The organism is Pseudomonas sp. B22129 (assembly GCF_044218875.1).
Classification (GTDB): domain Bacteria; phylum Pseudomonadota; class Gammaproteobacteria; order Pseudomonadales; family Pseudomonadaceae; genus Aquipseudomonas.
In genome coordinates, this window is the sequence record NZ_CP162592.1 from 5,552,282 (window position 1) to 5,567,168 (window position 14,887).

The 14,887-nt window shown below is 59.7% G+C and carries 9 protein-coding genes and 1 pseudogene; 5 read left to right on the plus strand and 5 right to left on the minus strand.

What is annotated here, in order from left to right:
- Positions 1–94 precede the first annotated feature (94 nt).
- Together AB4P94_RS25205 and AB4P94_RS25210 are read left to right on the plus strand one after the other, a co-directional pair.
- Positions 95–982, plus strand: a complete 888-nt coding sequence (locus AB4P94_RS25205) for a helix-turn-helix domain-containing protein (RefSeq protein WP_395608008.1) — start codon at positions 95–97, stop codon at positions 980–982.
- Positions 983–1,126: 144 nt separating this feature from the next.
- Positions 1,127–3,280, plus strand: coding sequence for a TonB-dependent siderophore receptor (locus AB4P94_RS25210; RefSeq protein WP_395608009.1), 2,154 nt, complete (start codon positions 1,127–1,129; stop codon positions 3,278–3,280).
- 3 nt (positions 3,281–3,283) lie between these two features.
- Here the strand turns inward: AB4P94_RS25210 and AB4P94_RS25215 are convergent, their stop codons facing one another.
- From AB4P94_RS25215 to AB4P94_RS25230, 4 genes are all read right to left on the minus strand, one after another.
- Positions 3,284–3,721, minus strand: coding sequence for a carboxymuconolactone decarboxylase family protein (locus tag AB4P94_RS25215; protein WP_395608010.1), 438 nt, complete (start codon positions 3,719–3,721; stop codon positions 3,284–3,286).
- A 98-nt stretch (positions 3,722–3,819) separates the two neighbouring features.
- Positions 3,820–5,265 (minus strand): mechanosensitive ion channel domain-containing protein, encoded by a 1,446-nt coding sequence (locus AB4P94_RS25220; RefSeq protein WP_395608011.1) that lies wholly within the window; start codon positions 5,263–5,265, stop codon positions 3,820–3,822.
- A gap of 166 nt (positions 5,266–5,431) precedes the next feature.
- Positions 5,432–6,298: a pirin family protein gene (locus AB4P94_RS25225; RefSeq protein ID WP_395608012.1), complete on the minus strand. Its 867-nt coding sequence runs from the start codon at positions 6,296–6,298 to the stop codon at positions 5,432–5,434.
- 76 nt (positions 6,299–6,374) lie between these two features.
- A complete protein-coding gene (locus AB4P94_RS25230) occupies positions 6,375–7,580 on the minus strand; it encodes a multidrug effflux MFS transporter (RefSeq protein WP_395608013.1) in 1,206 nt (401 codons plus the stop codon).
- Positions 7,581–7,828: 248 nt separating this feature from the next.
- Here AB4P94_RS25230 and AB4P94_RS25235 point away from each other — a divergent pair.
- The 3 genes and pseudogenes from AB4P94_RS25235 to AB4P94_RS25245 form a co-directional block, all read left to right on the plus strand.
- A pseudogene (locus tag AB4P94_RS25235) lies at positions 7,829–8,074 on the plus strand (hypothetical protein); the annotation flags it as partial.
- A 215-nt stretch (positions 8,075–8,289) separates the two neighbouring features.
- Positions 8,290–13,086: an RHS repeat-associated core domain-containing protein gene (locus AB4P94_RS25240; RefSeq protein ID WP_395611387.1), complete on the plus strand. Its 4,797-nt coding sequence runs from the start codon at positions 8,290–8,292 to the stop codon at positions 13,084–13,086.
- Positions 13,087–13,094: 8 nt separating this feature from the next.
- Positions 13,095–13,454, plus strand: coding sequence for a hypothetical protein (locus tag AB4P94_RS25245; RefSeq protein ID WP_395608014.1), 360 nt, complete (start codon positions 13,095–13,097; stop codon positions 13,452–13,454).
- Positions 13,455–13,651: 197 nt separating this feature from the next.
- Here AB4P94_RS25245 and AB4P94_RS25250 read toward each other — a convergent pair whose 3' ends face one another.
- Complete coding sequence (locus AB4P94_RS25250; RefSeq protein ID WP_395608015.1) at positions 13,652–14,881, minus strand: M20/M25/M40 family metallo-hydrolase; 1,230 nt, start codon at positions 14,879–14,881, stop codon at positions 13,652–13,654.
- Between the last annotated feature and the right edge of the window lie 6 nt (positions 14,882–14,887).

A 14,887-nucleotide genomic window follows, 5' to 3' on the forward strand; every position in this document is an offset into this window, starting at 1 on the left:
GGTGCATTGAGGTCTATCTTGGGCCAGCCTTCACACGGCATCTATCCACTTTTCACGCTTCACAACGCACCAATAGAGTGCGCACGGATCACCCATGACACAGGCAACGGCTTTGCGCGTACAGGCCTTCACCACCGGTGATGTGGCCGCTCAATGCAGTGCAACACCCGGCTGGGTGCAGCAGTACCAGCAGATGTCTCCCGGGCATTTTGCCGGGCAGATCCGCTACCTCGACCTGCAAGGCGTCGAGGTCTACGAAGAGTGCATGAACACGCGGGTGGAGCAGCATTTCAATGCGCCAACCGGCTCATTGGCGTTCTGCTTTGACGGCAGCGATAACGCGCTCTACATGCTCAACGGCGAAAGCCGCAACACCTGGATCACCCCGGAAAACTACCGCGAAGTGGCGGTGGTATTCGGGCCGCAATTCGTGCAGCGCCATGGCCTGGATGTGGCGAAACTCGAAGGCCTGTTCATGGCGCCGCTGACCTGCCAGCAAAATGCACTGTTCACCCGCTGGCTCAGCAGCACGTTGACGCGATTGCCCACCGTGCCAGACCCCGTCAACCTCACCCGGCAACTGCTCGATGACTGCCTGTTTATCCTCGACAATGCCTGCGTGTGCCTGGACCGCAGCTCCTTGCAGCGTCGCAGCGAAGAACGCCGGCTGATGGCGCGTATCGGCGAATGGGCCGCAGATGCGCCGGATGAAACCGTCAACCTGCTGGAGCTGGCGCAGATTGCCGGTGTGCCATTGCGCCAATTGCAGCAGGGTTTCAAGACCTACACGGGGATGAGCCCCGCGCAGTGGCTGAGGTTGCGCCGGCTAAACGGTGCACGGCGGGAGTTGTTAAGTGGGGCCGGCACCACCGTGGCCGAGGTGGCGATGAACTGGTCGTTCTGGCATCTGGGGCGGTTTTCCAACAGCTACCGGGCGTTGTTTCAGGAGCTACCCAGCGAGACCCTCAAACGTTCCTGCTGAATCGCAATCCCCTGTGGGAGCTGGCAAGCCAGCTCCCACCTTTGTTTTGTAGTGGGGCAGAACCACGCTCGATCGCTTGTAAAATCTGGCCGATATGCCTAGCTTATGCGCCCTCCCCGCCCCGCGCTCTAAGGCCTTGCCCCCATGGTTTTGCGTTTTCGCTCGTTCCCGCCTTCACGTTTCGCCCTCGGCCTGCTGCTCAGCGGCAGCATCGGCACCAGCCTTGCGGCGCAAATAGAGCTGCCGGCGGTGAACGTCCAGGGCCAGGACGAATCCGGCTACCGCGCTGACACCGCCTCGGTTGCAGGTTTCAGCGAGGCGCCTCTGCTCGACACACCCGCCTCGATCACCGTGATCAACACCGCCCTGATCAAAGACCAGCAAGCCCGCCTGCTCAGTGAAGTACTGCGCAACGACGCCTCGGTCGGCGACAGCTACGCGCCCATCGGCTACTACGAAAACTTTGTGGTGCGCGGTTTCTCGCTGAATGCGGCGAGCAGCTACAAGATCAACGGGCGCACCATCACCGGCGAGCAGAACGTGGCGCTGGAAAACAAGCAGCAGGTGGAAGTGCTCAAAGGCCTGGCCGGGTTACAGAGCGGGATTTCCGAACCCAGCGGCGTGATCAACTACGTGACCAAGCGCCCGGAAGACGTGCGCTCGGTGACGGTCTCCACCGATGATCGCGGCAGCGGGTATATCGCCACCGACGTTGGCGGCTGGTTTGGCAGCGAGCAACAGTTTGGCCTGCGCGCCAACGTGGCCCATGAAGACCTCAATTCCTACGTGGAACACGCCAATGGTCAGCGCGACTTTGTGTCCCTGGCGTTCGACTGGAACATCAGCCCGGATGCGCTGTTGCAGCTGGATGCGGAATACCAGAACAAGCAGCAACGCTCGGTGCCGGGCTATCAGCTGTTGGGCGGTACCGAAGTGCCCCATGACGCGTCGCCGAAAAAGCTGCTGGGGCATCAAAGCGGCTCCCATCAAGTGGGCATTGATTCGTTGAACCTGAACGGCAAGTTTGAGTACCGCTTCAGCGATCAGTGGAAAGGCAATGTGAGCGCGGCGCGCAGCAAGGTGGTGATTGATGATTACAGTTCGTTTGCCTACGGCTGTTTCTACGTCACCGGTTGCGGCACCGCTACCTTTGGTTCCAATGGCGACTACGACGTCTACGACTACCGCAGCCCCGACGACACCCGCCGGGACGATGAAGTGCAGGCGGCCATGACCGGCGTGTTCAACACCGCAGGGCTCGGCCATGAACTGAGCTTCGGCACCAGCGCGTTTCGTCGGGTGATCGATAAACGCGATGCCGTTAACGAATACATCGGCAGCAGCAATATCTACGAAGATGCCCCGACGTTCGCGCCCACCGACAGGCCTCTGAACGCCAGCCACCGCAACCTCGACAGCCGTCAGTACGGGGTCTTCGTCACCGACCGCATCAGCTTCAATGAGCAATGGCAGACCATCATTGGCGGCCGTGAAGTGCGCCTGGATGAAAAAGCCTTCGACGCAGAGACCGGCGATGAAACACGCCACACCCAGCAATACGTGTTTCTGCCCCAGGCCGCGTTGATCTACAAGCCGGTCGAAAACCTGTCGCTGTACACCAGCTACAGCAAAGGTTTATCGCTGGGCGGCACCGCGCCGTGGACGACGCTCAACAGCGGTGACACCCTCGCCCCCACCACCTCACGCCAGCTCGAGGCCGGCGTGAAATACGACTGGCGCCGCATCAGCTTCGCCGCCGCCGTGTTCCAGACCCGCCAGGCCTACCAATACGCCCAACCTATTGGCGACGAAAAATTCAACTACGTACAACAAGGCGAGCAGAAAAACACCGGCCTGGAACTGTCCGCCAACGGCTGGGCCACCGACCGTCTGCAAATTGCCACCAGCGTCGCCGCAATCCGCGCGCGGGTGACCGGCAGCGGCACCCCGGAATACGAAGGCCATCAGGCGATCAACGTGCCCAAACTGCGCGCCAGTGTGTACGCCGATTACGCCTTGCCGTGGGTAAACGGGCTGGCCGTGCTGGGTGGCGTGCAATACAGCGCCAAGAAGTACGCCAACCGCACCGGCAACGTGGAAGTCGGGGATTACGCGGTGGTCAATGTCGGCAGCCGCTACACCACCAAAATGGACGGCTATGAGACGGTATTTCGCCTGAGCGTCGACAACCTGTTCGACAAGCGCTACTGGCGCGACGCGGGCGAATACCTGGGGGATGACTATCTGTTCCAGGGCGCGCCATTGACGGCGCGCCTGAGTGCAACGGTGAACTTCTAACGTTTACTTGGGCATCTTGCGAAAGCCGATCGCCAGGCGGTTCCAGCTGTTGATAATCGTAATCGCCAGGCTCAGATCAACCTGTTCCTGGGCGCTGAACTCGGCGGCCAATGCGTTGAAATCTTCGTCCGGGGCGTGGGTCTGGCTGATCAGGGTCAGGCTTTCAGCCCAGGCCAACGCAGCGCGCTCACGCGGGGTGAAAAACGGCGTTTCACGCCAGGCGGACAGGGTGTACAGGCGGCGCTCGGTTTCACCGCCTTTGCGGGCGTCGGCGGTGTGCATGTCCAGGCAAAACGCGCAGCCGTTGATTTGCGAGACGCGCAGGCGGATCAGCTCCAGCAGCGGCAGTTCAATGGACAGCTTGCCGGACGCGGCTTCCAGGGCGAGCATGGCTTTCATGGCATCCGGGGAAGCGGTGTAGAAATCGGTACGGGTTTGCATGGCGGTACTCCGGAACGGTGGGAATTGGTGGCTAGATTAGCCACCGGTGGCGCCCGTAGAAATAGCCAATTGCGGGGAAGAACGGGTGACCAATCGGCTCACAACCCTCTGCTTCTCAACCACTGCATAAAGCCTTTTTTGACCGGCACCACCGGAGCATCCTGAGTCAGCGCCTGCGCGGCGTGCACGCGAAAATCCAGCAGCGCCTTCATCGCCTCGCTGATGTCATGCCGCGCGTCCAGGCATGGCTTCAAATACTCTTTCTCAATCCGATACAACGTGCAAAACGTCTTCGCCGTAAAGTCCGCCAACGTCGCCTGATCGGACAGAATCCCCGCCTCGCCGATCACCTCCCCTGGCCCCATCCGCCCGGCCTCGAACTTGTGGCCGCCCTTGATCAGCATCACCGACACCACGCCGGACTCGACGATAAACAAATGATCACTGACCTCGCCCGCCGGCAAAATCATGTCGCCGGCCCGGTAGGTGTGCAGGGTCATGTTCTGGCTGAAGGTTTCTTTCTCTTCCTGGCGCAGCGTGGAGAAGATCGACGAGCGTTCCAACAGCGCCCGCGCGCCCGACATCGCGGGCGCAGTCGTGTTTTCGGTCGCAGACAAAATGCCCACACCCGCCGCCTGCAAGTGCCGAAAAGCCAGGTCGTAGAGTTGATTGCGCACTTCGCGCTTGAGGCCCATGGCCGGTACAAACCCACTGATCTCATACTCCACGCCACCGCTGGCGGAAGTCTTGAACGCGACACTCGGCGCGGGCTTGGCCAGCAGAGGCCGGCAGCCCTGCATGGCGCGCTCCAGCGCTTCGATCACCACCTGCGGGCGCGCGTGGGGGCTGATCTGCAGGCTCACCGCCAGCCCGAACATGTCGGCCGGGCGAGAGAAGTTGATGATCTTGGCCTTGGCCGCCAGTGAGTTGGGGATGACCGCCATGCTGCCCTGGGAGGTTTGCAGCCGCGTGGCGCGCCAGTCGATATCGGTGACGCGGCCTTCGGTGCCGTCAATCGAGATCCAGTCATCGATCTGGTAAGGCTTGGTGGTGTTGAGCACGATCCCGGAAAACACGTCGCTCAAGGTGCTTTGCAGCGCCAGGCCGACGATGATCGCCACGGCGCCGGAGGTGGCCAATACGCCCTTGACCGGCAGGTCGAGCACGTAGGCCATGGCGGCGATGATTGCGATCAGGAAAATCACCGCGCCCACGATGTCCTGCAACAGCCGCCCGGTGTGGCCGACGCGTTGCATCATGACTGCGCCAATCAACACCGTCAGGGTGCGCGCGGCGAACAGCCACCAGCCGATCTGCAAGGCGGTGGCTGCCAGGTGCAAGGCGGTGTTGTCTGCATAAGGCGCGGCTTGCATCGGGTTCATGCCGTCGTTGAAGAGCACGGCACTGAAGATCGCAAAGATGACCAACCGCGCCGCGAGTTTCCAGTTGGCGAGGTTGGCGGAAATAAGGCGCCACACGGCGATGTCGATAAAAATCAGCGCCAGGGCGCAAAACATCGGGTGATCGGCGATAAATGAGGGCATCCAGGCGGCTCCGTGGCGAATGCGCTGAAGATCGCATGAATTGATAAGGCTGGAAAACAAAATGTGGGAGCTGGCTTGCCTGCGATGCAGACACCTCGGTGCTTCAGTTACATCCAGGTGATGCTATCGCAGGCAAGCCAGCTCCCACAGGGTTACTGGTTCACAGTCAGGCTTGCATCTGACCGAAACGGCCCGACTGGAAATCCGCAAACGCCTGGTGGATTTCCTGCTCGGTGTTCATCACGAACGGACCGTGGCCGACGATGGGCTCATCAATCGGCTCGCCGCTGAGCAACAGCACCTTGGCATCATCGTTGGCTTCCAGGGTGAGCTGGCTGCCATCACGCTCGAACAACGCCAGTTGCCCTTGGCGCGCAACGTGCTCGCCATTGACCAGCACCGTGCCGCGCAGGATCACCAGGGCGGTATTGCGCCCGGCGTGCAGGTCGAGCGTGGCGGCTTTACCGGCATTCAAGCGCAGGTCCCACACGTCGATAGGCGTGAAGGTGCGGGCTGGCCCCGTGCTACCGGCAAACTCACCGGCAATCAGGCGCAGTTGCCCGGCATCGCCCGTCAGCGGCAGCACCGGAATATCGCCGTCGACGAGGGTTTGGTAACCGGCGTCGGCCATTTTATCTTTGGCCGGCAGGTTGACCCACAGCTGCACCATCTCCAGCGCCCCGCCACTGCGGGCAAAGGCTTCGGAATGAAACTCCTCATGGAGGATGCCTTTCGCAGCGGTCATCCATTGCACGTCGCCAGGGCCGATTTTGCCGCCCGCACCGGTGGAATCTCGGTGCTCGACTTCGCCGTCATAAACAATGGTCACGGTTTCAAAGCCGCGATGAGGATGTTGGCCTACGCCACGGCGTTGTTCGGTCGGGGTGAAATCTGCCGGGCCGGCGTGGTCCAGCAACAGAAATGGGCTGATGTGTTTGCCCATGGTGTCGTAGGAAAACAGCGTGCGCACCGGGAAGCCGTCACCCACCCAATGGGCGCGAGGGCTGGTGTAAATACCGATAAGCTTTTTCATGGTGTACCTCCAAAGTGCCTACACCATAAGCCCACTCGCCTTTATGCACTAGCCGGCAAAAGCGGCCCGGATTGTTCTAGGTATAGGACAATCCGTTGACCTTACGCTGGCGCAGCAGGTGGAACGCGACAAAGGCCATCAGCGCAAAACCGGCCTGGATGACGATCATCGGCGTGGCACTGCCATCACGCAGATGGCTCAACAAAAGGCCGCTGCAAGTCGCGCCAAACATCTGCGAAAAACCCATCAGGCCCGCGGCCAAACCGGCACGGTGCGCGTTGGGCATCACGCCACCGGTGACCGAGCCCGGCAACACCAGCCCGCCGCCCAGGGTCACCAGTGCCACCGGAATATCCACGCCCACTACTGACAACCCGAACAGCGCATAAATCAGCAACGCCGAGAGCCCGCCAATGGCCACCATTGTCACGCCCATCGCCACAATTCGCTGGGGGCCCAGGCGCATGATGTTACGTCGTGTGTAGGTGGAACCGATGATCAGCATCGACACGATCAAGCCGAAATTGATGCCGTATTCCAGGCTGCTGAAGCCCAGCAGGTTGATGAACACGGCGGATGAGCCGGCGATCACCGAGAACATCGCGCCATAGGTACAGGCCAGGGCCACGGCGTACGCACGGTACTGGCGGCCTTTGAGCAAATCCAGGTATTGACCGCCGAGGGTGCGCCAGTGGCCGGCTTTTGGGTCGAGGTAGTGGTTGCTTTCACGGAAAAACAGCAGCGCGAGCAGCAACACCACACTGCCAATCACCAGCGCCAGGATGATCGGCGCGTGCCAGCCGAAAAACTTGATCAACACGCCGCCGACCATCGGCGCGACCACGATCGCGTAGAGCATGCCGATCATGGTCAGCGCCAGAGCGGGCCCCGCCTCGGCCTTCCACACATCACGCACCACAGTGCGGGCCAGCACCAAAGCCGCGCAGGCGCCCAGGCCTTGCAGCACGCGGGCGGCGATGAACTGCTGGATATCGCTGACCAGCAGCATCGACAGGGTCGCCACTACGTACAGCGCCAGGCCGCCGATCAGTACCGGGCGCCTGCCGATGCGGTCGGACAGCGGCCCGAAGAACAGCTGCCCCAGGCCAAATGCGGCGACAAACGCCGACAACGCCATCAAGGCCGACCCCGCCGGTGCTGCCAGCGCCTGCTCGATGGCGCCGAGACCGGGAATCATCAATTGGGTCGAGACCTCCCCCAAGGCCGTCAGTGCAACCAGTAGAAACAACAAACTGCGTGAGGGAGCCGGGGCGTTTGCCATGGGGGATATCCGGGGGCTGGATTAATTTATATTTCGACCATAATATGGGTAAAAAATTATGTCCATAATTTTTTACCCGACGGTCACCCCCATGGAGGCCCACCATGAATGCTCTCTTCTTGCGACTGCTCACGTCGCTAACGCTTTTGATTGCCCTCAGTGGCTGCATCGAAGTGCACACGCCCCGCCCTGCGCAGACCGTAAAAGTGGACGCGGCCGGCACCCTGCAAGGCGTTGTGCACCTGACCCGCGAGGGTGCGCGCGAAGTCATCGTCAAGCTGCCGGAAAGCCAGCGCGACCAAGCCTCAGCCAGAGCCTTGGCCTTCCCCTTCGATGCACCCGAACAAGCTGTCACCGCCACCTTGCGCGAACTGCCTGCCAACGTCGACCCGGCCACGCACACTTACCATGCACGTTACGTGCTGCACGGCGCCGTTGGCCGGTTCCCCCCCGGTTCCACTCTCGCGGTACGCCTGCAAAACAACCGCCAGGCCCCGTAACCTCGCAGGCGTACAAAAGCTGCTGAAACCTCCCACATGACAGCGGGATAAGCTCTACAGATATCGCCTGAAAACCTCTGCAAAGTCCTTCGCCTGATCACACAGTGCGAGGGATTGCAGATGGTTTTTTTCGTTAACGCCCTGACCGTTGGGGCTGCTTCTTGATCGCCGCTACAGGCCAAACCATTGGCCTGCTGGTGCTGGCCGCCATGGATTCGAAGACCCGCGACGTCGAATCCGTCCTCAGCGATTTCAAGCGCTGCCTCAACAGCTACGACACTTGGGCGGAAAGCTTTTTCAGCTTTTCGGCGCTGGATATCGAACAGGTGTTCAAGGTCGGCGACGAAGTGGCGCTAGTGGCGCCGATCAACCGTTCGATCCTGCCCAGCAGCACCGTCGCCACCTGCAAGGCCAACGGCACGCTGACCCTGGTGCACATGTTTCAAAGTGCGCGGTTTGTGCCCATCGGCAATACCCCGGTGGTACTGCAACGGGCTGACCCTGAGGGTGGTCCGCTGGGCGAGCCCATCCACAAAACCATTGGCCCGAGCGGCATCCTTGAAGTCACCGAGTGTGATCGCAACCAGCAGTACCGGGTCAATTTCTATCCCAATGTTTCCAAAGCCCATTACAAGGCGCTGTACGCGTCTTATCAGTCAGTCATCACATCGCTGGAAGGCTGGCTGCGCGGTGAATGGACGACCACCTTTGCGCCTCTTTGGAAAGACTATTCCGAGGCGAACTTTCTCAAGCGTTACCTCACGCTGCACGAAGCTTATGCGCGCGGGTTCGGCCAGGCGCTGAACTCGCTGTGGGACGACATCAAGCAGCTGTTTGAATGGATCACTCACCCGCTGGCCTACGCCGAAAAACTGTTGCATTACCTGTCCCAGGCCGAGTTTGAAAAGCTGCTGGCGTTAAGCGCAGACGCTCTTGCAAAAGGTTTGTTGGTGCTCAGTGATGAACCGCTGATGTTTATTCACTTGTCGGCCTTCGTCAGTTGGCTGCGGCTGTTGCCACCACCGTACATGAACGAATTGCTGGGTGAGATCAGCGGTGAGGTGCTGATCAACCTGCTGTTGGTCCGTGTCACCGGCGGGATGGGCCTGGTGGCACGTATGAGCCCGAAGGTGCTGGGCGGCATCAAGTCTCGCCGGGCGCGCGGGTGGTTGGAACGTATTGCCGGGCAGTTCGCAAAGGTTCGCGCGGATGAGCATACCGAGTTGGCGAGGCCGGTTTTGCTGGGTGGGCCGGCGGCTGACATCAAGGTTGTTCCCGCCGCGTCCATGAAGGCAGGGGATCAGGTGGTTTCGAACGCTGTGCCAGCGGTTCGGGACAAAAGGATTCAGCGCACGGCGCTGGTTCGGCAAGAGCCTGTCGATGATGCGCCTGCTTCAGGGAAAAACCCCGCAGGCGATGCAGCGGCTCCGGCTGATAAAACCGTGACCAACGGTTGCCCGGTGTCGATGGTCACCGGCGAGGAATTGCTGACCCTGACCGACGGCACGCTGGACGGGATTTTGCCGTTTGAGTGGACGCGGTTGTATCGCACCAGTGCCGTGGAAGTGGATTGCGGGTTGGGGTTTGGCTGGAGCCATTCGCTGGCGCAGCGGCTGGCGGTGGTCGGTGATTCGGTGGTGTGGACGGATCACGAGAATCGCATTACCGAGTTTCCGTTGCCGACGGCTTCGCGGCCTGCGATCACCAACAGCCTGGCTGAAGCAGCGATCTATCTGGGAACACTCGCCGATGAACTGGTGCTGGCACAGGACTCACGGTTCTACCACTTTCGCGAGGGTGCGCTGACGGCGATCAGCGATGCGTATGACAACCACCTGCGGGTTTTTCGGGATCGATTGGGGCGGGTTGAGCGGCTGGACAATGGCGTGGGGCGCTCGCTGTTTCTGCGCTATGAGCGTGGCCGCATTGTGGCGGTGGAGTACCAGATTGAACGGGCCGAGGGGCCAGGTGAGTTTGTCTGGGTCACCGAGCAGACCATCGTTTCTTACGCCTATGACACCGCCGGACGACTGCTTTCAGCGACCAACGCTGTAGGCGAAAGCGAGGTTTACCGGTACGACGAACAGCACGTCATTCTTGAGCGTCAGTTGGCCGGTGGGGCGAGTTTCTTTTGGGCGTGGGAACGGTCCGGTAAGGCGGCGCGGTGTGTTCGGCACTGGGCCAGCTTTTCGCAGATGGACACGCGCTATGCGTGGGGTGATGACGGCCAGGTCACGGTTCGCAACGCCGACGGTAGCCAGGAAGCCTACGTGCATGACAGCCGGGCGCGGCTGGTGCAGCGCATTGATCCGGATGGCGCCGAGCATTTCAAATCCTACGACGACAAGGGCCGGTTGACGGTCGAGCAGGACCCGCTGGGCGCGGTGACGGCGTATCAGTACGACGACGCCGGGCGTTTGGTGGCGTTGTTTCCCGGGGACGATGAGCCGACTTCCTACGAGCATGACAACGGTTTCGTGCGGGTTGTGCGGCGTGGGGAGGCGGTGTGGAAGTATGAGCGTAATGATCAGGGCGATGTCACCCGTAAAACCGATCCTGATGGCAGCGTTACCGACTACAGCTACAACAAATACGGGCAACTGACGGGGGTTTGGTATCCCGATCACAGCTGTCATCGGCTGGTGTGGAATGAGCGTGGGCAGTTGGTTGAGGAACAGCTGCCCAATGGCGGAGTTAAGCGGTATCGCTATGACGATCTGGGGCGGCAGGTTGCGCGTGAGGATGAATATGGAGCGCTGACGCAGTATCAACTGGACAGTGTTGGCCGGCTGATTCGCATTGTGTTGCCGGACGGCGGCACACGGGAATACAGCTACAACCCGTACGGAAAAATTACCGCTGAACGTGATGAGCTGGGGCACGTCACCCGTTACGAATACGGCGACGGGCTGCACCTGATCAGCCGCCGAATCAATGCCGACGGCACCCAGGTCAAATACCGCTACGACAATGCCCGGTTGTTGCTGACCGAGATCGAGAACGAGGTCGGCGAAGTTTATGGGTTGCATTACCACCCCAACGGCCTGATCCAGCAGGAAACCGGCTTTGACGGCCAGCGCACCGCCTATGTCTACGACCTCAACGGCAACCTGCAGGAAAAGACCGAACACGGCGACGACGGCAGTCAGCTGATTACTCGCTACACGCGAGACCACGCCGGTCGCCTCGTACGAAAAACCCTCCCAGACGGCAAAACCGTCGATTACACCTACGACCGCCAGGGCAACCTCCTCGGCGTCAACGACGGCCACTGGGCGCTGGCTTACGAGTACGACAGCCAAAACCGCCTGACCGCCGAACACCAGGGCTGGGGCACCCTGCGCTACGGCTACGACGCCTGCGGCCAACTGAAAAACCTGCGCCTGCCGGACAACAACCGGCTCACCTTCAACCATGGGAAAGGTGGCGATCTAAGTACCGTCGAACTGAACGGCACCCCGCTCACCTCTCACCTGTTCAAGGCAGGCCGCGAGCGACAGCGCCAGCAAGGCCAGCTCATCAGCCATTACGGGTACGACGAACAAAACCGCCTGCACGCCCACGCCGTCACCCAGCAAAGAGATGATATCTATCAGCGCCACTACGACTACGACAAAACCGGCAACCTCAGCCGAGTTTTCGACACCCGCAAAGGCGAACATCACTACAGATACGACCCCCTCGCCCGCCTGACGCGCGTCGATCACTCACAAGACGAACAGGAACGTTTCGGCCACGACCCGGCGGGCAACCTGCTGATGCAGGACCGCCCCGGGCCGGACATCGTGGCGGGGAACCGGTTGGCGATACAGGGGGATCATCACTACGACTATGACGCGTTCGGCAATCTGATTCGCGAGCGGCGTGGGCGTGAACATCGGTTAATCACCGAGTATCGCTACGACTGCCAACACCAGCTGATCGGCATCACCCAACCGGACGGGCAAACCGCCAGTTATTGCTATGACCCGTTTGGCCGACGCATCAGCAAAACCGTCGACGACATAACGACCGAGTTCTTCTGGCAAGGCGACAAACTGATCGCCGAACACCACGCCGACCGCCATCGCAGCTACATCTACGAACCGGATAGCTTTCGCCCTCTGGTCCTGCTCGAAGGCTTTGGCCCAAAAGAAACCAAGCCCTACCACTACCAACTCGACCACCTCGGCACCCCGCAAGAACTCACCGCCCCCAGCGGCGAAATCGTCTGGTCCGCGCACTACAAGGCCTACGGCAAAATCAGCCGGCTGGACGTAGGCAAAATCGACAACCCGCTGCGTTTTCAGGGTCAATACTCCGACCCGGAAAGCGGCCTGCACTACAACCGCCATCGCTACTACAATCCGGATCTGGGTCGTTACCTGACGCCGGACCCGGTGAAGCTGGCGGGTGGGATCAATGCGTATCGGTACGTGCCTAACCCTACGGGGTGGGTGGATCCATTAGGATTGAGTACCTCCTGTCCCGGAGGGAATGAATGCAAGTCGGGCAGTACCCTCCAAAACCCAACAGCTGGTGTTAATCACGGGGAGCCGGACTTACCACGGCTGTCACGTGAACAGCGACAAGCGAGAATTGATCAGCTTGCAGAGGCTAACGCGTACCGACGATTGGATGAGCTAGAAAAAGCAACACCCGGCGCGCATTTCTTGGAAAAACACGGAGCTCAGACAACGCTGGAATCTCAGTTAGAAAGACTCCAAACTGCAAAAAACCCTACAACAGGAATTGTTGAAGTCTATACATCAGGACCAAATAGAGGTCAGCCTAAATATCCACCCGCTGCTACTCGATACCTTAGCCACAGGGACCAATTGAATTCGATATATAGAGCGCAGCTCATATTCAAAAGCAGCGGCCATGCTGCATCATTAAAACCAATGAACATGGACAAAGTAATCGGCAATGGTTATGTGAGAGAAGGGAATACATATGGAAAAAACCGTAATGCACGAGTGATACTAGACCAACATGGCAGACCTAAAACTGCTTATACAGAATGAGGAAAAATATGAAAAACAAGCCAAGCATGTCAATAATCCGAGGACTACTATTCACATATGACATTGAGAATACTGATGACATAGAAAGAGAAAGGCTTATTTCCTCAAAAAACGTGAACGATGAGAAAGAACTTTCAGAGCTCTTTGACAAGCTGACCAAACCGGAATTTTTGTCATATACAAAAACCGAGCAGGAGTGGTTCATTAATTCAATTGAACACTACCTATCCACAAGCGACAATTTCGACGAAGTGTTCAAAACAATGGCGACATACTTCAGCACACCCATAAATAATCAAAGAGATTTTATGCTAGTCCTCCTGAGCCGCCTAAAAAAATACAGCAAATCAGATGATTCGGAATATTGACAGTCAACTAAAAAGCATCTCCTCACTCTCTCCCCATCTGGGCGAGCGGGCACACTCGTTCGCCACAAATTCAGCCAGAACCATATCGCAAGTTTTAGGGCTGCTACGCAGCCCAGCGCGAGCAAGCTCGCTCACTACAAAAACTTGCCAACCTAAAAGGCACGCTCACCCAAACCGAATGAGCCGCCCCCCTCAAATCACCGCTTACTCAACTCCACAATCATCCGACTCAACAAATAAACCCGCGGCACCACACTCTCCACCTCCGCGTACTCCTCAGGCGTATGAATATTCCCGCCCACAATCCCAAACCCATCCAGCGTCGGCGTGCCAACCCCGGCCGACAAGCTGGCATCCGCCGCGCCGCCACTGCCTTCAATCGTCAATTTGCGTCCAATCTCGCCATAAATCCCTTGGGCAATCGCCACCAACTTGTCCGACTCCGGCGTCTGTGGCATCGGCGGTAACCCACGCAGTAACGTGGTCTTCACCTCGGTTTCCGGGATCAACTTATTGGCCGACACCCGCGCCAAGTCTTTCTCGATGCGGTCAAACTCTTCCGGCAACGCCGCGCGCACGTCGGCTTTGGCGGTGGCCTGGTCGGGGATGACGTTGACGCGGTCGCCGGCCTTGAGCACGGTGAAGTTGATGGTGGTTTTCTTCTCTTCATCGCCCAGCTTGCCCAGTTGCAGGATCTGGTGGGCTGCTTCCATGGCGGCGTTGCGGCCCAGTTCCGGGGCAACGCCGGCGTGGGCGGCCTTGCCTTTGACTTCGACCACGGCGGTGGCGCTGCCTTTGCGCCACACTACCAGGCCGTCGGCTGGGCGGCCGGGTTCGAGGTTGAGGGTCACGTCGTGTTTCTTGGCGGTGGTGCGGATCAGTTCGGAGGCCGCTTCAGAGCCAGTTTCTTCGCTGGCATCGAGCAGGAAGGTGATTTGTGCATAGTCCTTGAAGCCCTGGTTTTTCAGGACTTTGAGCGCGTAGATGCCAGCGACGATGCCGCCCTTGTCATCCATCACACCCGGGCCGTAGGCGCGGCCGTCCTTGATGTGGAACGGGCGTTCGGCGGCCGAGCCTTCCTTGAACACGGTGTCCATGTGGGCCATCAGCAGGATTTTGGCTTTGCCGGTGCCCTTGAGAGTGGCGACCACGTGGCTGTTGTTGGCGGCCTTGTCCGGCACCAGTTCAATGCTGAAACCCAGCTGTTTCAGCTCATCCACGGCGATGTCGCGCACTTGGGTCAGGCCCGGCTCGTAGCCGGAACCGGAGTCGATGTTCACCAGGCGCTCCAGCAATTTCAGGGCCTCGCCCTTGTACTGTTCGGCATCCGCGTGGATTTGTTTGTGGGGTTCGGCGCTGTAGGCCGGTACGGCGAAGGACAAGGCCAGGGTCGCGGCCAGGAGGGTACGTGAGAAGGTGAAGAGCATGAACCG